The sequence below is a fragment of the Winslowiella arboricola genome, from assembly GCF_025527015.1.
Classification (GTDB): domain Bacteria; phylum Pseudomonadota; class Gammaproteobacteria; order Enterobacterales; family Enterobacteriaceae; genus Erwinia; species Erwinia arboricola.
In genome coordinates this window covers 1038026-1063780 of sequence record NZ_JAODIM010000043.1, presented here as the reverse complement: position 1 = coordinate 1063780, position 25755 = coordinate 1038026, and the positions used below count along the sequence as shown (strand labels likewise).

Sequence of the window (25755 nt, the reverse complement as noted above, 5' to 3'; positions counted from 1 at the left end):
GCGTGAATAACGATCGACGATTTTCTATCGAGACTGAACTGACGGTGCCGTTCCATGATGTCGATGCGATGGGCGTGGTATGGCACGGCAACTATTTCCGCTATTTCGAAGTGGCGCGTGAAGCGCTGCTGGCACAGTTTAACTACGGATATCGCGAGATGAAGGCGTCCGGCTATGTCTGGCCGGTGGTGGATACCCATGTGAAATATCGCGGCACGCTGACATTTGAACAACGTATCCGCGTGCGCGCCACGATTGAAGAGTACGAAAATCGCCTGCGCATCGCCTACCAGATTTTTGATATCGCCAGCGGCAAACGTACCACCAGTGGTTACACCATTCAGGTGGCGGTAGGGATTGAGTCGCAGGAGATGAGCTTTGTTTCGCCTGCGGTACTGTTTGAACGTCTGGGAGTGACGCTATGAAATCTCTGTTAGTGGTCGCGCTGGCGCTGTTCAGCCTGAACGCGCAGGCGGTGACGCTGGAAGAGCTGCAACAGCGCTTTGCCAGCCAGCCGGTGGTGCGCGCCGATTTCACCCAGCAGCGGGCGATTAAAGGCATGGCGCAGCCGCTGAAATCGAGCGGCGAGCTGTTAATTGCCCAACAGCAGGGGCTGTGGTGGCACCAGGCGAAGCCGTTTCCGCTGACGCTGGTGCTGGATGACAAACGCATGGTGCAGGTGATGAATAATCAGCCGCCGCAAATTGTCACCGCTGACAGTAATCCGCAGATGTTCCAGTTTAACCATCTGCTGCGCGCGCTGTTCCAGGCGGACCGCGCGGTGCTGGAGCAGAATTTTGCCATCGATTTCCGCGACCTCGGCAGCGACAGCTGGCGTCTGGTGCTGACGCCAAAAACCAGTCCGCTGGATAAGCTGTTTAACACCATTACCCTGCAGGGTAAGACGTATCTTGATGTGATTGAGTTAAATGACAAACAGGGCGATGCCACCCATATCAGCCTGAGTAACCAGCGACTGGAGCCGCGGACCTTAAGTGATGATGAGAAACAGCGCTTTGTTTTCTAAGCGTCTGCGCATTGCCGCCGCGGGCTGGCTGGCGGTCTGCCTGCTGTTGCTGCTGACGCTGGCGCTGCTGTTGCCGCGCGCTACGGTCAACAGTAGCGTGTTAGCGCTGTTGCCGAAGCAGGCGATGGGGGCGATTCCTGACGATTTGCAGCAGGGCTTTATGCAGCGGCTCGATCGGCAGATGGTATGGCTAATCAGCCCCGGTCAGCAGGCGGATCCGGCGCTGGCTGCCCGTTTCCTGCGCCAGCTGCAGGCGCTGCCGGAACTGAAAAATGTTAAAGGGCCGGTGGATGCCGCTCAGCAGCAGCAGTGGGGCCAGTTTGCCTGGCAGCAGCGTAATGGTCTGGTCGATCCCGCTACCCGCGCGCGACTGGCTAATGGTGGCGACGCGCAGGCTGACTGGATTCTGGCCCAGCTTTACTCCGCGTTTGCCGGTGTCAGTGGTCAGGAGTTGAGTCATGATCCGCTGATGCTGGTTCGCGGTTCGCAGCTGGCGATGCAGCAGAGCGCCAGCCAGCTGGCGCTGCGTGATGGCTGGCTGACCGCCCGCGATAAACAGGGGCGGCAGTGGTATTTTATCCACGGCGAACTGGCCAGTAATTCGTTTGATATGCAGCAGAGCCACCAGGTGGTGCTGCGCTTACAGCAGCTGGAACAGCAGATTAAACAGCACGATCCGCAGGCGCAAATACTGACGCGCGGCACGGTGCTGTACAGCGACTTTGCCAGCCAGCAGGCGCGGCACGATGTCTCAACGCTTGGCGTGGCCACCATTATCGGCGTGCTGCTGCTGGTGTTCTCGGTGTTTCGCTCACCGCGCCCGTTGCTGTTATGCGCGCTGTCGGTGTCGATTGGCGCGCTGGCTGGCACCACCCTGACGCTGCTCTGTTTCGGTGAACTGCATCTGATGACGCTGGTGATGAGTATCAGCATTGTCGGCATTTCCGCTGACTATACGCTCTACTACCTTACCGAGCGGATGGTGCATGGTTCCGAAGCCACCGCCCGGCAGAGTCTGCAAAAAGTGATGCCGGCGTTGCTGCTGGCGCTGGCGACCGCCGCAGTGGCGTATCTGATTATGCTGCTGGCGCCGTTTCCGGGCCTGCGTCAGCTGGCGGTATTTGCCGCCAGTGGCCTGACCGCCTCCTGTCTGACGGTGATCTGCTGGTATCCGTGGCTGGTTAAAGGATTGCCGGTGCGTCCGGTGCCCGCGATGTTTTTACTGGCGCGCTGGCTGGCGGCGTGGCGTCGGCAGCGCTGGCTGAAAGTGGGATTACCGCTGCTGGTGGCGCTGATTTCGGTCTGCGGCCTGGCGCTGCTAAAGGTGGATGACGATATTTCGCAATTGCAGGCACTGCCGCCGCAACTGTTGCAGCAGGATGCCCGGCTCACCGCGCTGACCGGGCAGGGCGCGGATCAGACCTGGTTTATCGTCTGGGGCGACAGCGCCGAGCAGACGCTGCAACGACTGGAAGCGCTGACGCCGCAGTTACAACATGCACAGCAGCAAAAGTGGCTGGATAGCTGGCGTCAGCTGCCGCTTGCGTCGCAGGCGCAACAACAACGCGATCTCACGCTATTGCAGAGTGCGGCGCCCACCATAACTGAGAAGCTTAAACAGGCGGGTATCGAGCTGGCCGCGCCGGACTTACGTGCGATGCCGGTGACACCAGAACGCTGGCAAGACAGCCCAATCAGTGAAGGCTGGCGGCTGTTATGGCTCAGCCTGCCGAATGGTCGCAGTGGGGCGCTGGTGCCGGTCAGCGGTGTGCATAACAGCGCAGCACTGACGCAGCTGGCGCAGGCGCAGCCCGGTGTGGCGTGGATTGATCGCAAGAACACTTTCGATACGCTGTTCAGCTTCTATCGCGTAATGCTTGGCTGGCTGTTGCTGGCGGCAGTGGTGGTGATCGCCATCAGCTATATGCTGCGTCTCGGCGTAAAACGTGGCCTGGTCAGCGTCCTGCCATCGGTGCTGTCGCTGGGGGGCGGACTGGCGGCGCTGGCGTTTAGCGGTCACTCGCTCAATCTGTTTTCGCTGCTGGCGCTGATTCTGGTGCTGGGGATTGGGATTAATTACACCCTGTTCTTCAGTAATCCGCGTGGCACGCCGATAACCTCGTTACTGGCGGTGTCGCTGGCGATGGCCACCACGCTGCTGACCTTAGGCATGCTGGTGTTCAGCACCACCCAGGCGATCAGCAGTTTTGGCATTGTGTTATGCAGCGGTATTTTCACCGCCTTTTTGCTGGCACCGCTGGCGTTACCGCAACCGAAAAGGAACAGACGATGAAATCATGGTGGATGGCAGCGCTGATGGCGTTGCTGCTGAGCGGTTGCGCCAGTCATACGGATCCGACGCGGCCTGAGGCGTGGCTGAAGCCGGGGGTAATAGTGACGTTGCCGCCGCCGGGCATTACGCCAGCGTTTAATCAGCAGCAGCTGTTAACCGGCAGCTTTAAGGGCAAACAGCAGTCGCTGCTGGTGATGCTGAGCGCCGATCAACAGCAGCTGACGCTGGCCGGACTGTCGTCGCTGGGCATTCGGCTGTTCCGCGTCAGCTATGACAGCAGCGGTATTCATAGCGAGCAGTCGATTGCCCTGCCGGAAATGCCGCCAGCCAGCCAGGTGCTGGCCGATATTATGCTCAGTCACTGGCCGCTTGCCGTCTGGCAGAAGCAACTGCCCGCGGGCTGGACGTTGCAGGATCACGGCGATGCGCGCCAGCTGCGTGATAATCATGGCCAGCTGATTACCGAAATCCGTTATCTGCAACGCGGCACGCAACGTCAGCCGGTCAGCGTGCAGCAGTTTGCGTTTGGTTATCAGATTCTTATTCAACAACTGGATGCCTTATGATCTATATCTCAGCGGTGGGGATGCTTAATGCTCTCGGTAACTCGCCTGACGAGATTAGCGCTAACCTGGTGAGCGGTAAGGCGCCGGGCATGCGCCCATCTGACAGCTGGCTGCCGGGCGGACGCCGCTGCTGGATTGGTCATGTGGATGGCGAACTGCCGCCGGTACCCTCGTCACTGGCGCAGCATAACAGCCGTAACAACCGCCTGCTGCTGGCCGCGCTGGCGCAGATCCGGCCTGAGGTAGACGCCGCGATTGCGCGCTTTGGCGCCGATCGCGTGGCGGTGATCCTCGGCACCAGTACCGCAGGCGTCGATGAAGCCGACCGTTTTGTCAGCGGTGAGCAGCCGGATTACCACTATGCGCAGCAGGAGCTGGGCGAACCGTCGCGCTTTCTGGCGGCTTATCTCGAACTGTACGGCCCGGCTTATACGCTGTCGACCGCCTGTTCATCCAGCGCGCGCGCGCTGATTAGCGGTCAGCGTCTGATTGACGCTGGTGTGGTGGATGTGGCAATTGTCGGCGGCGCGGATACGCTGAGCCGTATGCCGGTTAGCGGTTTCGATAGCCTTGAATCACTCTCCGGGGAGCGCTGCGCGCCGTTTAGCGCGCAACGCGATGGTATTTCGATTGGTGAAGGGGCGGCACTGATGCTGCTGACGCGCGAAGCGCAACCGGTAGCGCTGCTCGGTGTCGGCGAGTCGTCGGATGCCTGGCATATGTCAGCGCCGCATCCGCAAGGGGAAGGGGCGTTACGCGCCATCACCATGGCGCTTAACAGTGCCGGGCTCCAGCCGCAGGATATTGGCTATATCAATCTGCATGGCACCGCCACGCGACTTAACGATCAGATTGAAGCGGCGGTGACCCATCAGCTGTTTGGCAATCGGGTGCCCTGCAGTTCAACCAAACATCTGACCGGACATACTCTTGGCGCTGCCGGTATCTGTGAGGCCGCTATCAGCTGGCTGCTGTTAACGCGCCGTTTGCCACTGCCCGCGCAGGATTTCACCCACTGCGACCAGGACAGCACTCTGCCGGACTGCGGACTGCTGACGCGCCCCGGCCAGCTGGCAAAACCGCGCATCCTGTCTAATTCTTTTGCTTTTGGCGGCAATAACGCCTGCCTGATTTTAGGAGTGCCACATGGCTGAGTCACTTAGCGCTGAGCACTATTTACCCCACGCCACCCCGATGGTATTGCTGGAACGCGTGATGCAGGTTGATGATGAAAGCGCCCACTGTCAGGTGCGGGTTGCCGCCGACAGTGTGCTGGCGCCGTTTCTTACTGCCGGTGGCGCACTGCCTGCATGGTTTGGCGTGGAGATTATCGCCCAGACGATTGGCGTCTGGTCGGGCTGGCATGCGCGTCAGCGTAATGACTGCAAGCCGCGTCCCGGCATGCTGCTGGGTGGTCGCGGCTATCGCTGCACAGCGCCACAATTTCCGGCGGGAGCGCAGCTCGATGTACGCGTAACCCTGCTGATGCATGACGACAAAATTGCCAGCTTCGACGGTGAAATCGCCATTAACGGCGAGCTTTACGCCAGCGGCAGGCTGAATACTTATCAGCCGGATGAAGAGGAATTTAATAAAATGATGCAACAGGACAGCAACTGATGACGCGTTCAGTATTAGTCACCGGCGCCAGTAAAGGCATCGGGCGTGCGATTGCCCGGCAACTGGCCCGCGACGGTTTTGCGATTATCGCGCATTACCACAGTGACCGCGCCGGCGCGGAACAGACTGTCGCGGAGATTATGCAGGCGGGCGGCAGCGCACGCGTGCTGGGATTCGATATCGCCGATCGCGAGCAGTGTCGCGCGCAGCTGGAGCAGGATATTGCGCAGCATGGCGCCTATTACGGCGTGGTCAGCAATGCCGGTATCACCCGCGACGGTGCTTTCCCGGCGCTGAGCGAAGATGACTGGGACAGCGTGATCCATACCAATCTCGACAGTTTTTATAATGTGATTCATCCCTGCGTGATGCCGATGATTGGCCTGCGTCAGGGCGGACGGATTATTACCCTCTCGTCGGTGTCCGGCATCATGGGCAATCGTGGTCAGGTTAACTACAGCGCAGCGAAAGCCGGGATTATCGGCGCCAGCAAAGCGCTGGCTATCGAGCTGGCGAAACGCAAAATCACCGTTAACTGCATCGCACCTGGCCTGATCGATACCGGCATGATTCAGATGGAGCCGACGGCGATTAACGAAGCGCTGAAAATGATCCCGATGAAACGTATGGGAGCCGCCGCAGAGGTGGCCGGACTGGCCAGCTATCTGATGTCGGATATCGCCGGTTATGTTACGCGGCAGGTGATTTCAGTTAACGGAGGCATGTTGTGATGCGTCGGGTAGTGGTAACCGGAATGGGTGGCGTCACCGCCTTTGGTGAGAGCTGGGAAAGCGTTTCAGCTGGCTTGCGCGCCGGTCAGAATGCGGTGCGCAAGATGCCGGAATGGCAGGTCTATGACGGTCTGCATACGCTGCTGGGCGCGCCGGTCGATGACTTTAGCGTGCCTGAGCACTATACGCGTAAACGTATTCGTTCGATGGGGCGGGTTTCGCTGATGGCGACGCGTGCCACCGAACTGGCGCTGGAGCAGGCGGGACTGATTGGCGAAGCGGTGCTGACCAACGGTGAAACCGGCATTGCCTATGGTTCTTCTACCGGCAGTACCGGGCCGGTCAGTGAATTCGCCACCATGCTGACCGAGAAGCATACCAGCAATATTACCGGCACCACCTATGTCCAGATGATGCCGCATACCACCGCGGTCAACGCCGGGCTGTTTTTTGGTCTGCGTGGCCGGGTGATCCCGACCTCCAGCGCCTGCACCTCCGGCAGTCAGGCAATTGGCTATGCCTGGGAAGCGATTCGCCACGGCTATCAGACGGTAATGGTGGCCGGTGGCGCGGAAGAGCTGTGTCCGTCGGAAGCCGCGGTATTTGATACTCTGTTTGCCACCAGTCAGCGCAATGACGCGCCGAAAACCACGCCGTCACCTTTTGATCGTCAGCGCGATGGGCTGGTAATTGGTGAAGGGGCGGGCAGCTTAGTGCTGGAAGATCTGGAGCATGCGCAGGCGCGCGGCGCGACTATCTATGCCGAGATCGTCGGATTCCATACCAACTGCGATGCGGCGCATATTACGCAGCCACAGCGTGAAACCATGCAAATCTGTATTGAAGGGGCGCTTCGCAGCGCCGGGCTCAGCCCGCAGGATATCGGTTATCTCAGTGCGCACGGCACCGCCACCGATCGCGGTGATGTCGCCGAAAGCCTGGCGACAGCTGCCATCTTTGGCCGCAATACGCCAATTTCGTCGCTGAAGAGTTATTTTGGTCATACGCTTGGCGCCTGCGGTGCGCTGGAAGCCTGGATGAGTATTGAGATGATGCGCGAAGGCTGGTTTGCGCCGACGCTGAATCTGACTCAGCCCGCCGAAGATTGCGGCGATCTGGACTATATTATCGGCGAAGCGCGGCAGATCGAGACAGACTATATCCAGTCCAATAACTTCGCTTTTGGCGGCATTAATACCTCACTGATTTTCCGCCGCTGGCGTTAAGCAGCGAAAACACCCGGGCGGCGAGAACGCCGCCCCTGGGGTATCAGCATTGGTTTCCGCTGCCCGTTACGGCATAATGCGCCATTCAAATCAAAATAATAATCATTTCTATTCCATGACTATTGCTGAAAATATGGCGGGCCGACGCCAGTTTCTTAAGTGGATGGCGCTCTCTCCGCTGATTTTTTCTTCCGTTACCCGGGCTAACGATCTCGATCTGTCGCGCATTATTGTCCTTGAATGGCGACCGGTGGAACTGCTGATGGCGCTGGGCGTCACGCCGCTGGCGATTGCCGATATTCCCAATTATAAGCGCTGGCTGGTAGAGCCTGCGCTGCCGGATACGGTGCTGGATGTCGGCTTACGTACCGAACCCAATCTCGAAATGATACTGCGGCTGAAACCGTCGCTGATCCTGCGTTCCAATGGCTATGGTCCCACTGCCGATGCGCTGGCACCCATCGCGCCGCTGTGGGGCGGCGATTTTACCGATGGCAAAACGCGTGCGCTCGAACTGATGCGCCGCGATATCACGCGCCTTGGCGTTCGGCTTAATCGTCAGCAGCAGGCCGCCGAACATCTGCAGCTGATTGATGATCGCTTCAGTCACTACCGGCAAACGCTGGCGGCCTTTGCCGATCAACCACTGTTAATCTTCTCGTTCCTCGACAGTCGCCGGGTGATAGTTTTCGGTCATAACAGTCTGTTTGCCGATGCGTTGTCACAGCTCGGGCTGCAAAATGGCTGGCATGGCGCCAGCAGCTTCTGGGGCAGCACCATTGTCGGCATTGAAACCCTGGCGCAGGTAAAAAACGTGCGCGCAATTGGCCTGACTCATGGTGAAGACGATCCGCTACGGCAGATTGCGCAATCGCCCCTGTGGCGCAGTATTCCGTTTGTACGTCAACAGAAGTTACATCTTATCCAGGCCGTGTGGTTCTACGGCGCCAGCTTCTCGGTATTGCGTTTCTGTCAATTGCTTGAGCAGACGCTGCTGGAGAAAGCATGAAAATCCTGATTCTGCCATTGCTGTTACTGCTGGCGCTGCTGCTGACCGTCACTAATTTCCAGCAGCAACTGGCGCTGCCGCTGTGGCGCGGCGCACTCTTCACCCCGGATGAACACGATATTAATCAGATGCTGTTTCATTACAGCATGCTGCCGCGCACCGTGCTGTCGCTGCTGGTGGGCGCCGGGCTGGGCGTGGTCGGGGTGCTGTTTCAGCAGATCCTGCGTAATCCGCTGGCTGAACCCTCAACGCTTGGCGTGTCCGCCGGTGCGCAGCTGGGTCTGACGCTGGCGACGTTGTATGCCGCCAGCTGGGGCGAAACCGGCCAGCAGCTTTCTGCACTGGCAGGGGCGATTGTTGTCGGCGTGCTGGTGCTGTTAGTGGCCAGCGGCAAACGACTGTCGCCGGTGACGCTGATCCTCGCCGGTCTGATGGTCGGATTGTATTGCGGTGCAATCAAAAACTTACTGGCGCTGTTTAATCACGAACGGCTGACCAGCCTGTTTATCTGGAGCAGCGGCATGCTGAACCAGAATGACTGGAGCAGCGTCAGCTTCCTCTGGCCGCGTATGTTGCTGGGGCTGCTGGTGGTACTGGTGATGGTCCGGCCGCTGAATCTGCTTGGTCTTGACGACGGGGTGGTGCGCAATCTTGGCATGCGACTGGCGCTGGTGCGGTTTACCGGCCTGATGGTGGCAGTGGCGCTCAGTGCGGTGCTGGTCAGTGTGGCCGGAGTGATCGGCTTTATCGGCCTGTTTGCGCCGTTAATGGCCAAACTGTTTGGTGTCCGCCGACTGGGCCCACGGCTGGCGTTATCGGCATTTATTGGCGCGCTATTGCTGTTGCTGAGCGATCAGGCGGTGATACTGCTGGCGCGCGTCTGGCTGGAAATCCCCACCGGCGCGGCTACGGCGATGGCGGGTGCGCCGCTGATGTTATGGCTGCTGACGCGTCTGCGTCATCAGCAGATCAGCGGTAACGAGCGCGGCCATCAGCAGCGGACAGAAAGGGCGCTGACGCCACAGATGGTCGGCGCGATTGTGCTGCTGCTGGTGCTGATGGTGATACTGGCGCTGTTTAGCGGTGATGGCCTGAGCAGTTGGGTAGACAGCCCGGCCGTGTGGCAATTCCGCTGGCCACGCGTGCTGGCTGCGCTGGCCGCTGGCGCGATGCTGGCGGCGGCAGGCACCCTGATTCAGCGGATGACCGGCAATGCGATGGCCAGCCCGGAAGTGCTGGGCGTCAGTGCTGGCGCTGCCTGCGCCATGGTGCTGCTGATGTTTATTGTGCCGGGCGATAACGTCGCCTGGCAGTTTCCCGCCGGTTGCCTCGGCGCGGCGCTGACCATGCTGGTGATTATGCTGCTGGCGCAGCGCGGTGGTCTGTCGCCGACGCGGATGCTGCTGACCGGCGTGGTGCTGAGTACGGTATATGGCACTTTCCTGACGCTGTTTCTGGTCAGTGGCGATCCGCGTATCAGTTCGGTACTCAGCTGGCTGGCCGGTTCTACCTACCGGGTGACCGCCAGCCAGGCGCTCTGGACCGCCGCGCTGGCGCTGATGTTATTGCTGCTGACGCCATTGATGGCGCGCTGGCTGACCATTTTGCCGCTCGGCAGTTTTACCGCCCAGGGCCTCGGTATGCCGCTAAAGCGTTCACGAATGCTGATCCTGCTGCTGGCGTCAGCGATGATTGCGGCGGCGACATTGTGCGTCGGTCCGCTCAGTTTCGTCGGCCTGATGGCGCCGCATCTGGCGCGGATGGCCGGTTTCCGCCGCGCACTGCCACAACTGCTGGTGGCGATCCTCGCCGGGGCCGGATTAATGCTGCTGGCGGATGCGCTGGGCAGGATGATTATCTTCCCGTATCAGATCCCCGCCGGGCTGCTGGCAACATTTTTGGGTGCGCCATGGTTTATCTGGTTATTGCGTCGGGCTTAAGAAACAGTTGCACAGGATATGCGCTAACAGAAGGGAAATTCGAACATGATCGTAATGCCTCAGTCATACAGCCCTGGTGCTTTAAAACGTCGATTCAGGATCATCGAGGAATTGATGATCCGCGATAAAGCTTTTTTCATCATTTATGACGAAAAGGCTCCGCTTGCGGCAATCATCAAAGCTGAGCTGTCTGATGTTAACGGAGAAGCTCGTCACGAAGTTGTTGCACGTCTTGATCTGGTTCGTCGTGATCAGTGCGATGAAGTGTACAGTGTACGTGATTTTTGGCAGAACACCGATGCGCTTCAGGTTGAAGGTGTCGTCGTCGTCACGGCAGAGCGGGATGAAGGACTAGCGACAAAATTGTATGAGAGTCTGGTGCTGAAAGAAGGCATCACCCTGATATCAGTCGGTACGGTGTGATTCTGGTGGCAGAAGATGCCAGCAAGCACGCGCAAGTCGCTGCATAGTAAAAGGCTGCTGCATTGCGGCCTTTTTAACCGCTACTCCTCCGCTTCTGCCAGCCTGTAGATCGTCATTTCTAAAAGGCAAGTTGTTGCCTCTCGCTCTTCTTCCCCATCTGTCATGCCGCCTGAAAGCGCGCGCATTTCTGCTGTGAATGTAAAGGTGAAAATTATAGCGTCACATTCAGTAATTTTTTCTTGCAATTGTGAGGGCGCTAAGGATAATCGCAAATCTCAATAATAATGATTCTCACTACTACTTTTTCTCCAGGAATACACAGATGCATAGCACACTGTCTGCCACCAGAGGTTTTAAGCCGACATTACTGGCGGTTTTAATCGGCTCCGTGACTTTCCCGACACTGGCTGCGACCAGCACTGACACCGATAACAGCAAAAAAAATGAATCGACCATGACGGTGGTTGCCGCGCCGGAAGATAACTTTAAAGCCGGTGGCGATGAGCTGGTGCCAGCTTATCTTGATGGTCAGGTGATAAATGGTGGCCGTATGGGTATGCTTGGCCAGCAAAATGCGATGGATGTGCCGTTTAATGTGATTGGTTTTAGCTCGAAGCTGATTGAAGACCAGCAGGCGAAAACCATTGCGGATGTGGTGCGTAACGACGCCGCAGTGCAGAACGTGCAGGGCTATGGCAACTACGGCGAAAGCTACCGCATTCGTGGTTTCCAGCTGGATGGCGATGATATGACCCTTGGCGGTCTGGCAGGGATTATGCCACGCCAGGTGATCTCCACCGCGATGGTGGATCGCGTAGAAGTGTTTAAAGGCGCCAATGCGCTGATGAACGGTGCGGCGACCAGCGCGGTTGGCGGCATGATTAATCTGGAGCCAAAACATGCGGGTGATCTTCCACTTGCGCGTGTTGGTATTGATTACACCTCTTCTTCACAGATCGGCACCTCCGTGGACGCTGGCCGTCGCTTTGGTGATGACGATCAGTTTGGCGTGCGCGTTAACCTGTTGCAGCGCGAAGGCGAGACGGCGGTAGATGACGAAAAACGTCGTACTACGGTCGCTTCCATTGGACTGGATTACCGCCAGGATAATCTGCGTACTTCACTGGATATGGGCTATCAGAAACAGACTTTCCATGGTGGTCGTATTGGCGTTAAGGTCAGCGATGCCGATTTTATCCCGAATGCACCTTCAGCCACCCACAATACCAGTCAGAAATGGGTATACAGCGATCTGGAAAGCCAGTTCGCCATGTTGCGTGGCGAATATGATGTTGCCCAGGACTGGACTTTGTATGGCGGCGTGGGTTTACAGCACTCACATGAAAGCGGCGCCTATGGCTCACCTTCGGTCACCAGTACTGATGGTTCAGCAACCATGAGCCGCATGGATGTGACCAATATTAAAGACTCTTACAGCGGCATGTTCGGTCTGCGCGGCGCGTTCGATACCGCCTTTGTCAGCCATAAAGTGAATGTCGGCTACTCGGCAACCACTTCGCGCTCGAAAGCCGCCTATGATATGGCATTGACCGGCGTGCCGACCAATATCTATGACACCCCGGATATCACTTCGCCAACCCTGAACTTCGCGGGCGGTGATATGGATGAGCCGGGTGTACGCGGACGTACCCGTACTCAGGGCATTTTGCTGACTGATACCCTTGGCGTGCTGGATGACAAAGTTGAACTGACGCTGGGCACGCGTTATCAGAAAGTGGTGACGCGTGAGTACGACTACAATACTGGCGCAGAAGTCAGTGATTCGAGTTTCGAAGACAGTCGCTGGACGCCAGCAGTTGGCCTGATGGTGAAACCCTGGGAGCATATCTCGCTTTATGCTAACCATATTGAATCATTACAGCCGGGATCCTCTGCGCCAGTTGGCACGGCGAACTACGGTGAAAGCACCGGTGTGCTGCATTCGAAACAGAATGAAGTTGGCGTAAAAGTTGATTATCAACGCGTCGGTGGTTCACTGGCGCTGTTTGAAATTAAACAGCCTTCAGCGGTAACTAACGCCAGCAATATCTATGCGCTGGATGGTGAGCAACGCAACCGTGGTATCGAGCTGAATCTGTTTGGCGAGCCGGTACTGGGCCTGCGCCTGAACGGCAGCGCCACCTGGATTGACGCTCAGCTGACGAAGACAGCCAATGGCGCTAATGATGGCAACACGGCGGTGGGCGTACCAAGTTACAATATGGTGCTCGGCGCAGAATATGATATTCAGCCGGTTGACGGTCTGACCGCTACCGCACTGGTTAATCATAACGGTGCGCAATATGCTAATGCCGCTAACACGAAAAAGCTGGATGGCTATACTACGCTGGATCTGGGTGTGCGTTATACCACTAAGGTACAGGACAACGATATGGTGTGGCGTGTTGGCGTGGATAACGTCACCAATAAGTCTTACTGGTCGAATGTTGATTCCAGTGGCACCTATATCTACCAGGGCGCGCCACGTACGCTGAAAGTGTCGATGTCTTACGACTTCTAAGCCTTATCTCAGGCAGCAAAGCAACAGCGGACGGGTGGCTAACCCTCCGCTGTTTTTTTATCGCTGTCGGTGCTGCAATACCGCGTGCAGCAGTTCCGGCGCCAGCGAGCGTGAAAACAGCCAGCCCTGAAAGCGGTGGCAACCCATCGCCGACAGCGTGCTGAACTGCTGTGAATTCTCCACCCCTTCCGCGACGATATTAATATTTAATGCCTGGCACATCGCCACGATGCCGCGAATGGTCAGCATAAAATCACTGTTCTGCGCCATCTGCAGCACAAACGAGCGATCAATTTTCACCTCAGTGATGGCCAGCTGGCGCAGACCGGTCAGCGACGCCATGCCGGTGCCAAAATTATCCACGGCAATATTGATATTCATCTCGCGCAGCGCACTGAGCTTACGCTGGGTATCCGGCATATTTTCGGTAAGTGCGTTTTCAGAAAGTTCAAAGCTCAGCTGACGGGCATCAATGCCGCTTTGCAGCACGATGCGTTCAACGGTTTTCAGAAAGTCCGCGCGCTTCAGCTGGCGAGGACTGATATTTACCGCAACGCCCAGCTTATCGAGTTGCGGTTGATTCTGCCAGTTACGCAGCTGCGCACAGGCCTGTTCCAGCACCCATTCGCTGATATTCAGGATCAGCCCGGAATTTTCGGCGATCGGAATAAATGTCGAGGGCGAGATAATCCTGCCGTCCGGCGTCTGCCAGCGCAATAACGCTTCCAGGCTGGTGGCCTCGCCGCCACGTGAATATTGCGGCTGGTACTCCAGGTAGAATTCACCATTATCCAGCGCACGGCGTAATCCGGTTTCGATGGCATCGCGCTGACTCTGCTCTTCATGCAGCTGCGGTGACCAGAACATCCATTTGCGCTGGTTTTTCTTGGAGAAATACTGCGCCAAATCCGCTTTATGCAGCAGCTCGGCCACCGAACTGCGATCCTGATTAAACAGGTAGATACCCATGCTGGTGGTGACATTGACCACCGTATTATCCAGCGCCATATCCCGGCTGATATTTTCCAGCAGACGGCCCACCAGAATGGTCATCCGCGCTTTCGCTTCCTTGTGATTGCTGCCGAGATTGCCGATCAGCAGGGCAAACTCATCACCACCCAGACGGGCAAGCGCATCGTCGCCGCGCACGGTATGGCGCAGACGCTGCGCCACCTCTTTTAGCAGGGTATCGCCGGCGCCGTGGCCAAGGGTATCGTTCACCTCTTTAAAACGATTAAGATCGAGATAGAGCAGGGCGAGATATTCGCCGCTGTTGAGGCTTTTCTGGCGCGCCTGTTCCAGCTTGTCGTAAAAACGTGGCCGGTTATCCAGTTGGGTCAGCGGATCGTGCCAGGCGAGATTATGCATCTCCTGCTCACGCTGCTTCTTCTCGGTGATCTCTTTGACCTTACCCAGCATCTCAACCGGCTTACCGTCGTCGCTATGGCGTACCACTTTGCCGTGATTCTGCACCCACAACGTCTTCTGCTGAGCATTAAGCAGACGATATTCACAGTTAAACATCGGCGTTTCGCCGCGCAGGTGTTGCTGCAGCGTTTCAGAATAGCGTTCGAAATCATCGGGATGAATCAGGCAGAAGATATCACGCTCATGATGTTGCAGTTCGCCATCCTGTAAGCCAAAGATGCGACTGAAAAAATGGTTATGTGATACTGCGCCGTCACTAATGTTCCACAGCCAGAAGCCTTCCTCGGTAATCTCCAGCGTCTGCTCCAGACGGCGGCGCAAATGAAACTCTTCCCGCTGGGCGATCAGTTCGGCACTGATATCGGTGCCAATAAACAGATGGTGAGGCGGTTTGCCGGGACCATCGCTGATCACGCAGTGGGCGCGAATAAAGCGCGGCCGGTTTTCATCATTGATATCCAGCACTTTCTGGTCGCCGGTTAGCGCGGCTTCCAGTTGTCCGTTGCGGATCAGACGATGAAACAGGATTTCGCCATGGCGATTGGCAAAAGAGAGATGATGATTACCGTCAACAAGAAAAATAGCATTAGTGCTGTGTTCAATAATCTGTTCGAAAATAAGCAAGCTATCTTCAGGTATACGGTATCGATGCATGTTAAACCATGGTTACCGGCGGGAGCGAAGGAAGAAAAAGTGAGTGTTTTTTTCGCGCTATTATCAGCACTTTTTCAGATTTAGTCTATGCGTGCTGCAGATAACAGCATGAGCTGGCCCACAAATAGTTAAACGCACTATTTTGTGCCTGCTAATCCTGCGTTTATCACATCATTTCAGGAAAAATATCACCCTGACGCATCAATCTGCTGCGTAGCGTGATAGTTAAGCGCACTTGATAGTCCCTTTTTCAGTCAATACATTTCCGGAACGTATCAATAATCCAGCAAAATCAATTTGCAGGTTATTTTATGGTGGCGATATGGTAAAGTAGCCCGCGAAAGTCAGGCGATAATTTGCCGCAAATTGTGGCCTGAAGTGATAAAAATATTAATGTTTCTTACTTTCAACCGCGCAAAAAAGACGCGGTTTACTGTTCGTTTGTTCGCATCAGAGATCTACCCGACTTAAGTTTATGGCAGCTGAAGTCGCTTGTTAAATTATGCGCTTGTTACTTGCTACGAAAAAATGAAAAATATCACACCACCTGAGCCAGAAAAAGAGCCGCGGATACCGCTTGATGATGCGCAGTTTGCTATCGTGGTACTTGCAGTGACCTCTTTTACACTTATAATCTTCGTCCTGATGATCACGCTGTGGATGACATAATCCTGTCAGCAACGTGATTACAGTCATGAAAGGAGATCAGAATAATGGAAAACAGAGATGACAAGCTAATTGCCCTGATTGGTTTACTCTCTGCCTGCCTGATTAGCGTGATCTTCCTGTTCGCCATGACCTGGCTTTCCGACGTTCGCCGTCCACCTGAACAGCCTGTCGATACCCAGTCTTGCTATGCAAAGCAGAGTCAGACGGTGCGGCCCTGAGTATTGCCGGACCTTTTAATTTGCTGACTGCGCAGCTCCAGCGCCAGTGGCTCATAAACGGTGCGATTGCCGTTCGGGTCCGGTAAACCCAGTAGTGCCCCGGGTGAACGACGATCGTCAGCCCATGCCGGATACTCCACCACCGGATAGATCGATACACCTTCCAGCCCGACGCCATTATCCAGCGCAATATTAACCTGCTCCATCACTGTACGCAGCCAGCCAGTCCGCGCATCACCCTCAGCGCCGGTTTCCGCCAGTAGCAGAGGGCGCTGATAGCGTTGCCATACTTCGGCCAGCAGCTGATGCAGCGGACGATAAGCCGTATGTTCCGGCGGCAGCCGATCGCCATTAATAAACCACTGGTTATCGGGATAGTAATTAACGCCGATAATATCCAGATAACGCATATTACCGCCCAGTTCCGGGTGCAGACGGCCACTAAGCATATCCCAGGCTTCAAATTGCGCCAGATGCTGGTATTCAGCTTCCTGTCGGGTTGCTGCGGAATTATCGGCGGCGGCAACATGCACCAGCGGATCGGTCAGCACAAAGCGCGCCTGCGGTAACACCTCGCGAATCGCATCCATCGCCGCAATGCTGGCGCGCACCAGCTGCTGTTTGAGTTGTTTGCCGCGTCCGCTGGCATTGGGATTAAGCCAGGCGACATCAGCGCCAGCCCATGACCAGAACGAAATCTGATTTACCGGGGTAAAAAATGGCCTGCTGAAACCCTCATCGCGCATCACCTCCGCCATTGCGCGGGCAAAGCGGGCAAAGCTGTCGATAAATGCGGGCTGCCAGATATCGATATGCGCGGGGTAGCCAAAATGCGCCAGCTCCCAGATCATTTCAATATTATGCTGTTCGGCGGCATGCAGCATCGGGGTAAAGGTTGACCAGTCGTAGATGCCCGGCTGCTGTTCAATCAGATACCAGCGTGCGCCGTCGCGGGCGGTCAGCAAATGGTGATCGGCCAGCGCCGCATAGTCTTTATCCAGCAGCATATCGTGACCGCTGTTGCTGACCAGATCGACCCGCTTGCCTTCACTGCGGCAGGCGGTGGAGCAGGCGAAGCTGCCCTGGAAAAAACTGCGGAATAGTTGTGGATCATGGCGCTGTGGTGGCGAACTTTGTGGTGGCAAGGACATAGGACGCTCCTCCGGTAGCGGGTTGCTTCGCTAAGTCTAGACTAAATGTAGCGGCGAACGTTTTTTGCCTGTGACTCATCAAGTCGCCATAAGGAACCAGCATGAAGCATCGTATCCGGGTGATACATGGTGATATTACGCGTCTGCAGGTCGGGGCGATTGTTAACGCTGCCAACAATTCATTGTTGGGCGGTGGCGGAGTGGATGGCGCCATTCATCGCGCCGCAGGACCTGAATTGCTGGCCGCCTGCCGCGAGATAGTCGCGCGCCACGGCGAGTGCCAGACCGGACAGGCGGTAATCACCTCAGCGGGAAAATGGTCGGCGCAGGCGGTGATCCACACTGTCGGACCGGTATGGCAGGGCGGCGGGCAGGGAGAAGCGGCGTTACTCGCCAGTGCCTGGCGCCATAGCCTGCTGTTAGCGGAAGAGCATCTTATCAGCACTATCGCTTTCCCCTCGATTAGCACCGGTGTCTATGGCTATCCTAAAGCGCAGGCGGCTGAAACGACGTTCGCCACGGTGAGTGAATTTCTTAGCCTGCATGACCAGCCGCACCAGGTCTATTTTGTTTGCTTTGATGAGCAAACTTTTACGTTGTATCAGAAATTGCTGGCGCAATGGCAGCAATAAGAGTCGTATTGCCAGCTGCGCACCACACCGCTGGCGCTGATCGCAAGATGCGGGCGTCCGTTGATATTATTCAGCGCCATACTGGCACCCTTATCCACGCGGGTGGTTTTCAGCACTTCGCCGCTGAGGGCGGTCAGATAACTGAAGTCCGGTTTAACTCTGCTGTAACGCAAACAGGCGGGGATCAATGCTCTGCGTGAGAAAATCATGCGTGTTAAATGGCATATGTATTCTTGTTTATGGGTCTGCTTCCCCCGGCATGGTTGCTGGTAAGCGTTAATTCCGTACTTAAGCTGTCCGTCGTATTAATAAATAGATTGTTACCTGAATAACCAAGGCTGCGGGAAAAATATTTCTGATGTTCTAGAATTTTAATCTCACGGTTTTATCTGAACTACGCTGGTCATCAGCAACACCCTGAATTCTGCGGGTTTGATATTGATACTGACTAAAAACGACCCCTGCGCCAGAATAGCCGGTGACCGTTACTTGCGAAAAACCTCTGCGTTTGAGTGCCCTGCTTAATGAAAGCGCAAATGGTGCAGTTTCTGTGGTTAACAGACCAAACAGACTACGCCACCCTACAGTTCTCTCTTTAAAAACACTGCTTGTTCTGAGCAATTCTTCCTCTGTAAAGGATACCGGGGCAGTAGCGTTAGCACTGTAACAGGCGGTAACGCGTATATCTTTAAAATTTGCTGGGAGATGACCGGCGGTTAACTGCATGGCAAGAGACTCCGATGTGATAAGACCCTGTGTCAGGTTTTCATCAGCACCAAGCAAATCATAGCCACTCAATCCATGTCCCAGAATATAGAGCTTGTCCTTTTCTGATGAAAGGTTTCTTAATGCTTTTCCTTCATTGTTGTTTATAACTTTCATTTTGTTCAGGACGTTTCGTTGATTAGATAATGTGGCAATTTTTTGCATGCTTTCGTTATACATTTTAGGGGTGATAAATTCTATTAATCGTTCTTGTGTAAACAGACCGCCCTGCCTTAATCGTGACTCAATATTTTGGATGGGTTCCCGTAATCCCCTGATGCGTTCATTTATACTTAATGTTTCGAGGACGATGTTTTTTTCAAATTCCAGCAATGCATTCGTATCAGCAACAATAACTGGATATAATGATTTCCCTTTATTATAGCGGGTGATATTTTTTCCTAATGCTTGTATCACCATATCGGATGATCTAAGTGGGCTATAAATATAGCCTTGTTTTTCAGACTGATGTGTTATCGCAACAGGAATCAATCCCCCGTTGTCAAAGAACGTCACAGGGTTATTCCTGCCCATGCAAAACAGATTAAGTTCGTCAGTTGTTGAAGGATCTGCACTTAACCACCGCCCAACCCATGGCTGATAATAGCGATAACCATAGTAATACAGCCCGCTGGCATCCCGTTCCTTACCCGAGTAACGGATGATTTTATACTCCGCTTCCACCTTACTGCGTGCGCTCCAGACCGCGGTGCCGCCATACGGATAGTACTCCTCCTGACTGATAATCTGTCCGTCGCCATCCAGCTCCAGTTCACTGCTGCCGAGCAGATTATCGTAGCTGTAGCGCAACTGATTGTCGCTGATGCCGGTCGGCAGCCCGCTTTCCCAGTTCAGCACCCGCACCTGAGCCCGGCCGGCTTCACCGATGTTAATCACCTGCAGACTCTCTTTTAGCGTATCGCCGTTTTTCAGGGTGCGCAGCTCCAGCCCCGGCAGACAGACCACCCGTCGGGTGTTGCTGCTGTTGCCGGTCAGCCGGGTGGTGGTTTTGATTATCCGCTGGCTGCCGCCATCGTAACGATACACTTCACTGTCGGACGGCTGACCGTCACGGGTCACCGGCGTCACTTTGCGCAGTTCATCGCGCGGCGTCCAGTTCAGGTTCTGGCCCGGCTGCAGCTGCTTCTGCTGCCCGCCTGCGCTGAACAGCGCATCCACCTTCTCCGCGTCTTCGGTCAGGCTGCTCAGTACCGCGCGGTTGCTGCGGCTGGCGACGGTGATGTCAGTGGTGTAGCCGTTGCCGGTGGCCGGAACATGGTGGCGTATCTGCGTCAGATTGCCGCCGCGGTCATAGGTATAGCCGCGGGTGTAAGCGACATAAGCGTTATCATTCACCGGTAAGGGAACCTTCGCTGCTGGCAGGGTGGTGGACTGCTGGCCGCGGTCGGCCATCTCCCTTCCGCTGGCGGATACCAGCTGATAGAGCGTGTCATAACGGTAAGTATTTTCGGGCACCACTTTCTGGTTGCGCCAGAAGCGGCTGGCTTCCGCCGCATTGGTCACCTGTAATACATTGCCCACCGGGTCGTAGATGTAGTGCAAATCCTGCAATACCTTCGCCCCGGCGCGATGCCCGGCGGGCCGTTCAGTTTTGATGGCGGTCAGCCACTGGTTCTGCGGATCGTAGCTCCAGGTTGTTACCACGCCGTTGCCGTGCTCTTCACGCAGCTTCTGTCCGGCGGCGGAGCGGGTCAGGGACTTCACGATAATCTGCTCACTGCCGCCTTTCAGCTTCAGCCAGCTGCCGGTCAGCTGACCGGCTATATCATATGCCAGCCGCTGGATATTGCCCCGTGCATCGGTGCTGGTCAGTGGTGCGCCGGTGGCGTCAGCGCTGTTCCGGCTGGTATAGGATTCCGCCGCCAGCAGATCTTTCCACGCGCTTTCATCTGCGCCCTGCCAGTCGGCTTCTTTGTTATCCGGCAGCAGCTGGCGGGTGACTGACAGCGGCGTGCCGCTCAGGGCGATGCTGGTGACCTGTTCAAGACCGGCGGTGTCGTAATGGTGCGCGCACTCACCGGCCAGGTTGTATTTTTTCTCTTCGTCCGTTTTGCCTGCCCAGACAAAGCGCTCGGCAATCTGCGCACTGCCACTGGCAGGTTGTTCGGTGATACTCAGCAGACGGCCGGGCAGGGTATTGCCTTCGTACTGCCAGCTGCGCACCACACCGCTGGCGCTGATCGCAAGATGGGGGCGTCCATTGATATCATTCAGCGCCATACTGGCACCCGCATCCACGCTGGTGGTTTTCAGCACTTCGCCGCTGAGGGCGGTCAGATAACTGAAGTTCGGTTTAACGCTGCTGTTGCTCTGCTGTAACGCAAACAGGCGGGGATCAATGCTCTGCGTGAGAAAACCATGCGCATTAAACTGATGGCGGGCGATGCGGATATCCGTCTCGCCGGGTTTATCCGGATGGCGCTGATATGCAATTTCGCGCACGGTCAGTCCACGGTTATCCAGCACGGCAACCGCGGGCGTATCGCGGTAAAGGCTGTAATCCGGGCTGCTCATTCCGACGTCTCCTGTTCGATTTCCGCTGCGGTGTCGTTTTCATCCTCGTTGACCACACACCAGGGTGTATACAGCCGCCGCCGCAACCAGCCTTTTGCCGTTTTTACGTCGGTTTCGCGTCCAGTCGCATCGTAATAATGGGTGTCGGCGTACAGATCCCGGCGCGCGCTGTCGTCGCGCAGATATTTCCAGCCATCAAGGAAAAATGGCTGATACTGACGCACTCGCTGGCCTTTATTGTCATATTCTGTGCGTCCGCTGATCGACCAGCGATGGGGAGTATTCACTACCAGCGGCAGGCCTTCACTGTCTGTGCTGAGCGAGTTATCGTCATTTTGTTGCCATGCCGCGCCGTTTTCCTGACGGGTGGAAACCTGTAATACGCGGCCAAAACCGTCGTTAAATATCACCTGCTGGCGGATTTGCTGCGCCGGATCGCTGTCATAGCGGTCAGTGGTCAGGATCACCACATGTGGCGGCATTTTAGCCCCGGCCTGGCGCGTGGTTGACCACCAGCTGTCAGCGATATAAGCAACGCATTGCGCTACCGCCAGCGGGCCTTTTTTACCCAGTTCAAAGGCATCGCTGGCGCTGACCGGGATCGTCACGCTGGCGCTGCTGTAACCGCTCTGCTGGCCGTTCTCGGTGCCGCTAAAACGCATCGTTGTCACCCGTCCCAGTGCATCAAAGGTCACCGAATACTGATTATCATTGGCGTCCGTGATCCGGCAGGGTTGCAGAAAGTACCAGTTGTACTCGGCGGAGACCGTGAGTCCGCTGGCGTCGGTAAGCTGCTTAATCGCGCAATCAAAAGCGGTGCGGGTGACGGTGATCTTGCCGGTCAGCAGGGTTTCCTGATACGACACGGGAAGCCAGAAATGATCCTGCGCGGCATAGTTGAGATAACCCTGGCGGGCTACCCAGAGTTTCTTATTCTTCTCGCTGTCGCGCGGGAATAAATAGTCAGCCTGTTGCCAGCCCGCCTGCGTCAAATTGTTTTCCGTCACCTTACCTGCCAGCTCGCTGACCATCTCACTATCCAGTCCGGCGGTTTCCATAAAGGCAACGCGCGGCGGGAAGCCGGGCGCGCGGGGAGAGGGCTGGGACAACGCATTGAAATACCAGATCTGTTGCTGGCCCGTCAGCACCGAGGGCAGTTGCGGCGCCACCAGGCTGTCGTTCTTCAGCAGTAGCTCGAGGGTGAGACCGCCAGCGGGAACCGCGCTGGCAGGATGGAGATAAACATCACCGCGGCTGCGGTCGGCCAGCCCAAGCCACCAGATGCCATTGGTCAGATTGCTAAGGTGATATTGACTGCTCTGTAGCAGCTGTAGCCGTAACCACTGCTGCTGTTCATCGAAACTGTCGGCAAACAGCGATGCCGGTAAATTCTCCGGCCAGGGATTGGTCGCCGGACGCGCCCTGCGTGGGTAGTGGATAGTCAGCTGGCGCAGCGGCTGGCCATACTCATCGCAGGTTAAGCCCAGCTGCTCACTGCACTGCGGATCGCTGTCGATACGCTCATACAGATAAGTGCGGCTCACAACAACCGCAGGCCACACCACCGGATATTTGCCTTTGCTTTGCACCAGCCGCACTTGCGGACGATTCTCCGTAACGCTATATGGCACAGTGGCCTGGTGGCTGCCATCGCGGCCATAGAGTTCACTGCGCAGCAGCAGCCCTCGTAGTCCGCGCTGGAGCCAGAATGCGTTGTGTTCATCGGCCTCGATCGTCTGTTCGCTATCGCCGCTACCCTCGGTAAAACGCGGGGTGAAACTGCTGAACGCCGCCTTATCGCCTTGCCAGTACTCGCTTGCCAGCTGTTTATCCAGCGCAGGCAAACCGGTGGCGTACCAGTTGCGCTGTACCGCAGGCATACTGATCTCTTTTGCTGAGCCTTCGGCGGCAATGGTGTCGGAATCACTCACTTCTACCCAGCCAAAACCACGCAGTTCGCGCTCCTGACGATCCCAGGCGCCATGGCGGTAGCGAATGCTGCTTACCAGCAGGTTGCCGGTGATTTCATCCTGCATCTCCACTCGTTGCAGACAATGCACGGCAAACGGCAGGTAACAGGGGGGAATCGGGGCGCCGGTCGCTACCGCCGCCGCTTTTTCATCAAGCCAGAACTGTGCGGAGCTGCGGTAAAAGAAACGATGGCGCGCGCCCATATTGTTTGTCATGCCAATCAACAGCCCGGATTTGGCCGTCGACAGGTTGCATAGCCAGTGACGCGGAGTGGGGTGGGGAATAGTCAGCAGCAGACTGGCGACGCCCAGCCCCTGAATATCCGCCAGATACAGATAACAGGTACGGTCATAGCGTACGCCTGCTGGCAGACGGACCGCGAAAGGAGGGGCAAAACGGTTACCGCACTGGTTACGCCAGATCTGTAGCTGGTCGCTACGGGCATAAATCAGATCGGTAGTGCCGCTGCCATCTATATCCGCGAGGTAAAGCTGGTCAGGGTTAAAATCACTGACGCTAAAGCCGGGCATCTCAATGGCGTGGCCAAAGCGGCCATGGCCGAGATTGGGCCAGTACTGTACTCCCGTCGCCCGGATTTCCACCAGCTGCTGCTGCCCGCTGCCCGCCATATCACTAAAGGCAACCAGCACCCGGGCATCCGCGCCGGGAACCGGCAGCATAATATCCGCAGACTGAACCACGGTTTTGCCGCCCGCCCAGCCGTCGCCCTGAGCAGCATACAGCCGCACGCTGCGCGGTCCGATTAACAGCAGGTCGCTCAGACCGGCGCCGAGGATATCCGCCAGTTGCGCGCGGGGATGGTGATATTCCGTCGGCAGTGCCGATAAGGGAGTAAAGTGCAGCCAGCCATCTTCAGGCGTGCGCTCATAGCGACCGGCAATACCAGGGGCGGTAATGACCCATTCCAGATAACCGTCGCCATTCAGGTCAGCCAGCGTACCGCGCGCGCGCGCCGCGGGGATAACGGGCAGCGGTGTGGCGTCTCCCCAGCTGACGGCATCAGGATCATTGCCCGCGCGCCGCTCGGGGGCGCGATACCACCAGCCGCCGTTGTCCTGATAGAGAATACCCGCCATCCCTTCACCATTCAGATCCACCAGCTGCCAGGGTTGCAACGGACTCAGCCCGCCCGGCGTCAGCGTTTGCCAGCGCGGATTGGTCGGATTCTCAAACGACTGCCAGAAACATTCATGAGGTGGCAGCACGCGCAGGGTGCGCGTGCCCTGTTCATAGGCCATCAGCTGTAGCCAGCTGATGGTGGTTAACGAGGCATTTTCGTTATGATCGAACAACAGGCGCGAAACCAGTTCCAGCGGCTCCCCTTCATTTCTGGAACCTTTAAGCGTGTTGATGCGATGAAACAGCAACACCTGACGCGCCAGGCGGCGTGTGCGCAGGTCAAAACCGTACTGATAACGGGAAAAGAGATCTTTGCGCAACGCCCAGTCGCCATAGGTCGGCCGTTGCCAGGAGGGCGGGCTTTCTTTACTGGTGACGCGCACGCCATAGTCAATTTTCACCACAAATATCCAGTCATACTCGCGTAAAGGTTCAGTCAGTGCGGGTAAGCTGCGTGCGGCTTTTTTATTACCATAGTAAGCGGCAACCAGATAACGCTGCGCGCCATCATAAGCTCTGCTGTCAGTGTCGGTCTCTGCGACGCTCCCGGCATCAGGGTGAGCCTTAAGTTCGGCAGCGTCACAGTTTTTATTGTCTTCACCGCGATACTGATAATAAATTTGCTCACCGCCGGGTGAGACAGAGGACTCCAGCAACCAGACGGCAGTATGTGCATGGTTCTGTGGATCCCAGATACGTGCCTGGGGGTTTCGTCCCAGCAAGTGCACCTGGCCATCCGGGCGGTACAGCACCCAGAAGTCAACTCCTGTGCCGCCGTCTGGCGTCCAGTATTCCAGACGGCTGAAATCGCTTTCACTCCGCGCGCGAAAGCTGCGCACGATAAATTTCCCCAGCGTTTCTGAGCCTTCCAGTAAGCTACTGGCAGAGCGTTTTTCTTCACCGCTGCTGGTCTGTACCGCAACCAGCACCTCGCCATCCGGCCCGATAAACTCATCGCTCAGATCATACAGCGGGACGCCCTTGTCACTCCGCCGCCGCACTGACGGCAAATCCAGATCCCAGCCCATCCCAAAAGGGCCATTGCCGCGCTGGCTATGGTAGTTAAGCACCAGCGTCGGGGCGTAACCGCGCCCGCCACTGACGGGAAATTGAATGCTCAGGCTGGCGCCGCCATCAGGGGCGGCTACTGGAGTATCACTTTTTAATCCGGTAATCGCGCCGCCGCCGGAGGGCAGTGATGGGGGGTTGAGGCGCAACGGTTCGGTGGTTTGCATT

At 56.5% G+C, this 25755-nt stretch carries 19 protein-coding genes; 14 read left to right on the top strand and 5 right to left on the bottom strand.

Going from position 1 to position 25755, the window contains the following annotated elements; translation table 11 throughout:
• The first annotated feature begins 2 nt into the window (after positions 1–2).
• The 12 genes from N5923_RS22380 (at position 3) to N5923_RS22325 (ending at position 13356) form a co-directional block, all read left to right on the top strand.
• Positions 3–425 carry an acyl-CoA thioesterase gene (locus N5923_RS22380; protein ID WP_267144589.1) on the top strand — a complete coding sequence of 141 codons (423 nt, stop codon included), beginning with the start codon at positions 3–5 and terminating at the stop codon, positions 423–425.
• Positions 422–1027, top strand: a complete 606-nt coding sequence (locus N5923_RS22375) for a LolA family protein (protein ID WP_267144590.1) — start codon at positions 422–424, stop codon at positions 1025–1027. The genes N5923_RS22380 and N5923_RS22375 overlap by 4 nt, the downstream gene beginning before the upstream one ends.
• Positions 999–3320, top strand: coding sequence for an MMPL family transporter (locus N5923_RS22370; protein ID WP_267144591.1), 2322 nt, complete (start codon positions 999–1001; stop codon positions 3318–3320). The genes N5923_RS22375 and N5923_RS22370 overlap by 29 nt, the downstream gene beginning before the upstream one ends.
• The gene (locus tag N5923_RS22365) at positions 3317–3886 is read left to right on the top strand and encodes a DUF3261 domain-containing protein (protein WP_267144592.1); all 570 of its coding nucleotides are present in this window, start codon (positions 3317–3319) and stop codon (positions 3884–3886) included. Before N5923_RS22370 ends, N5923_RS22365 begins: the two co-directional genes overlap by 4 nt.
• On the top strand, positions 3883–5040 hold the full coding sequence (locus N5923_RS22360) for a beta-ketoacyl-[acyl-carrier-protein] synthase family protein (protein ID WP_267144593.1): 1158 nt from the start codon (positions 3883–3885) through the stop codon (positions 5038–5040). Before N5923_RS22365 ends, N5923_RS22360 begins: the two co-directional genes overlap by 4 nt.
• Positions 5033–5506 carry a hotdog family protein gene (locus tag N5923_RS22355; protein WP_267144594.1) on the top strand — a complete coding sequence of 158 codons (474 nt, stop codon included), beginning with the start codon at positions 5033–5035 and terminating at the stop codon, positions 5504–5506. Before N5923_RS22360 ends, N5923_RS22355 begins: the two co-directional genes overlap by 8 nt.
• On the top strand, positions 5506–6237 hold the full coding sequence (locus N5923_RS22350) for a 3-ketoacyl-ACP reductase FabG2 (protein WP_267144595.1): 732 nt from the start codon (positions 5506–5508) through the stop codon (positions 6235–6237). The genes N5923_RS22355 and N5923_RS22350 overlap by 1 nt, the downstream gene beginning before the upstream one ends.
• Positions 6237–7463 carry a beta-ketoacyl-ACP synthase gene (locus tag N5923_RS22345; RefSeq protein WP_267144675.1) on the top strand — a complete coding sequence of 409 codons (1227 nt, stop codon included), beginning with the start codon at positions 6237–6239 and terminating at the stop codon, positions 7461–7463. Before N5923_RS22350 ends, N5923_RS22345 begins: the two co-directional genes overlap by 1 nt.
• Positions 7464–7578: 115 nt before the next feature.
• Positions 7579–8472: a Fe(3+)-hydroxamate ABC transporter substrate-binding protein FhuD gene (gene fhuD / locus N5923_RS22340; protein ID WP_267144596.1), complete on the top strand. Its 894-nt coding sequence runs from the start codon at positions 7579–7581 to the stop codon at positions 8470–8472.
• A complete protein-coding gene (gene fhuB, locus N5923_RS22335; RefSeq protein WP_267144597.1) occupies positions 8469–10412 on the top strand; it encodes a Fe(3+)-hydroxamate ABC transporter permease FhuB in 1944 nt (647 codons plus the stop codon). Before fhuD ends, fhuB begins: the two co-directional genes overlap by 4 nt.
• 45 nt (positions 10413–10457) lie before the next feature.
• Complete coding sequence (locus N5923_RS22330) at positions 10458–10835, top strand: hypothetical protein (protein WP_267144598.1); 378 nt, start codon at positions 10458–10460, stop codon at positions 10833–10835.
• A gap of 322 nt (positions 10836–11157) precedes the next feature.
• Positions 11158–13356: a TonB-dependent receptor gene (locus tag N5923_RS22325; protein WP_267144599.1), complete on the top strand. Its 2199-nt coding sequence runs from the start codon at positions 11158–11160 to the stop codon at positions 13354–13356.
• A gap of 57 nt (positions 13357–13413) precedes the next feature.
• On the opposite strand, the gene N5923_RS22320 is transcribed toward N5923_RS22325, so the two are convergent.
• Positions 13414–15408 (bottom strand): putative bifunctional diguanylate cyclase/phosphodiesterase, encoded by a 1995-nt coding sequence (locus N5923_RS22320; protein WP_267144600.1) that lies wholly within the window; start codon positions 15406–15408, stop codon positions 13414–13416.
• A gap of 743 nt (positions 15409–16151) precedes the next feature.
• Between N5923_RS22320 and N5923_RS22315 the strand changes: the two genes are divergently transcribed.
• Entirely contained in the window at positions 16152–16325 is a 174-nt protein-coding gene (locus N5923_RS22315) for a hypothetical protein (RefSeq protein WP_267144601.1), read from the top strand.
• Here the strand turns inward: N5923_RS22315 and N5923_RS22310 are convergent.
• A complete protein-coding gene (locus N5923_RS22310) occupies positions 16307–17476 on the bottom strand; it encodes a glycoside hydrolase family 1 protein (protein WP_267144602.1) in 1170 nt (389 codons plus the stop codon). The genes N5923_RS22315 and N5923_RS22310 overlap by 19 nt on opposite strands.
• A 101-nt stretch (positions 17477–17577) precedes the next feature.
• On the opposite strand from N5923_RS22310, the gene N5923_RS22305 reads away from it, so the two are divergent.
• A complete protein-coding gene (locus N5923_RS22305; RefSeq protein ID WP_267144603.1) occupies positions 17578–18108 on the top strand; it encodes an O-acetyl-ADP-ribose deacetylase in 531 nt (176 codons plus the stop codon).
• Here N5923_RS22305 and N5923_RS22300 read toward each other — a convergent pair.
• The 3 genes from N5923_RS22300 to N5923_RS22290 form a co-directional block, all read right to left on the bottom strand.
• Positions 18078–18281, bottom strand: coding sequence for a hypothetical protein (locus N5923_RS22300; protein ID WP_267144604.1), 204 nt, complete (start codon positions 18279–18281; stop codon positions 18078–18080). The genes N5923_RS22305 and N5923_RS22300 overlap by 31 nt on opposite strands.
• Positions 18282–18471: 190 nt before the next feature.
• The gene (locus N5923_RS22295) at positions 18472–21408 is read right to left on the bottom strand and encodes an RHS repeat protein (RefSeq protein WP_323372754.1); all 2937 of its coding nucleotides are present in this window, start codon (positions 21406–21408) and stop codon (positions 18472–18474) included.
• Positions 21405–25754 carry a SpvB/TcaC N-terminal domain-containing protein gene (locus tag N5923_RS22290; RefSeq protein ID WP_267144605.1) on the bottom strand — a complete coding sequence of 1450 codons (4350 nt, stop codon included), beginning with the start codon at positions 25752–25754 and terminating at the stop codon, positions 21405–21407. Before N5923_RS22290 ends, N5923_RS22295 begins: the two co-directional genes overlap by 4 nt.
• Between the last annotated feature and the right edge of the window lies 1 nt (position 25755).

Bases quoted from the DNA above. Each gene is read 5' to 3' on its own strand.
- N5923_RS22330 (WP_267144598.1), top strand. From the start codon at position 10,458: ATGATCGTAATGCCTCAGTCATACAGCCCTGGTGCTTTAAAACGTCGA.
- N5923_RS22290 (WP_267144605.1), bottom strand. From the start codon at position 25,754: ATGCAAACCACCGAACCGTTGCGCCTCAACCCCCCATCACTGCCCTCC.
- N5923_RS22355 (WP_267144594.1), top strand. From the start codon at position 5,033: ATGGCTGAGTCACTTAGCGCTGAGCACTATTTACCCCACGCCACCCCG.
- N5923_RS22345 (WP_267144675.1), top strand. From the start codon at position 6,237: ATGCGTCGGGTAGTGGTAACCGGAATGGGTGGCGTCACCGCCTTTGGT.
- fhuB (WP_267144597.1), top strand. From the start codon at position 8,469: ATGAAAATCCTGATTCTGCCATTGCTGTTACTGCTGGCGCTGCTGCTG.
- N5923_RS22305 (WP_267144603.1), top strand. From the start codon at position 17,578: ATGAAGCATCGTATCCGGGTGATACATGGTGATATTACGCGTCTGCAG.
- N5923_RS22365 (WP_267144592.1), top strand. From the start codon at position 3,317: ATGAAATCATGGTGGATGGCAGCGCTGATGGCGTTGCTGCTGAGCGGT.
- N5923_RS22375 (WP_267144590.1), top strand. From the start codon at position 422: ATGAAATCTCTGTTAGTGGTCGCGCTGGCGCTGTTCAGCCTGAACGCG.
- fhuD (WP_267144596.1), top strand. From the start codon at position 7,579: ATGACTATTGCTGAAAATATGGCGGGCCGACGCCAGTTTCTTAAGTGG.
- N5923_RS22315 (WP_267144601.1), top strand. From the start codon at position 16,152: ATGGAAAACAGAGATGACAAGCTAATTGCCCTGATTGGTTTACTCTCT.
- N5923_RS22295 (WP_323372754.1), bottom strand. From the start codon at position 21,408: ATGAGCAGCCCGGATTACAGCCTTTACCGCGATACGCCCGCGGTTGCC.
- N5923_RS22360 (WP_267144593.1), top strand. From the start codon at position 3,883: ATGATCTATATCTCAGCGGTGGGGATGCTTAATGCTCTCGGTAACTCG.
- N5923_RS22370 (WP_267144591.1), top strand. From the start codon at position 999: ATGATGAGAAACAGCGCTTTGTTTTCTAAGCGTCTGCGCATTGCCGCC.
- N5923_RS22350 (WP_267144595.1), top strand. From the start codon at position 5,506: ATGACGCGTTCAGTATTAGTCACCGGCGCCAGTAAAGGCATCGGGCGT.
- N5923_RS22325 (WP_267144599.1), top strand. From the start codon at position 11,158: ATGCATAGCACACTGTCTGCCACCAGAGGTTTTAAGCCGACATTACTG.
- N5923_RS22310 (WP_267144602.1), bottom strand. From the start codon at position 17,476: ATGTCCTTGCCACCACAAAGTTCGCCACCACAGCGCCATGATCCACAA.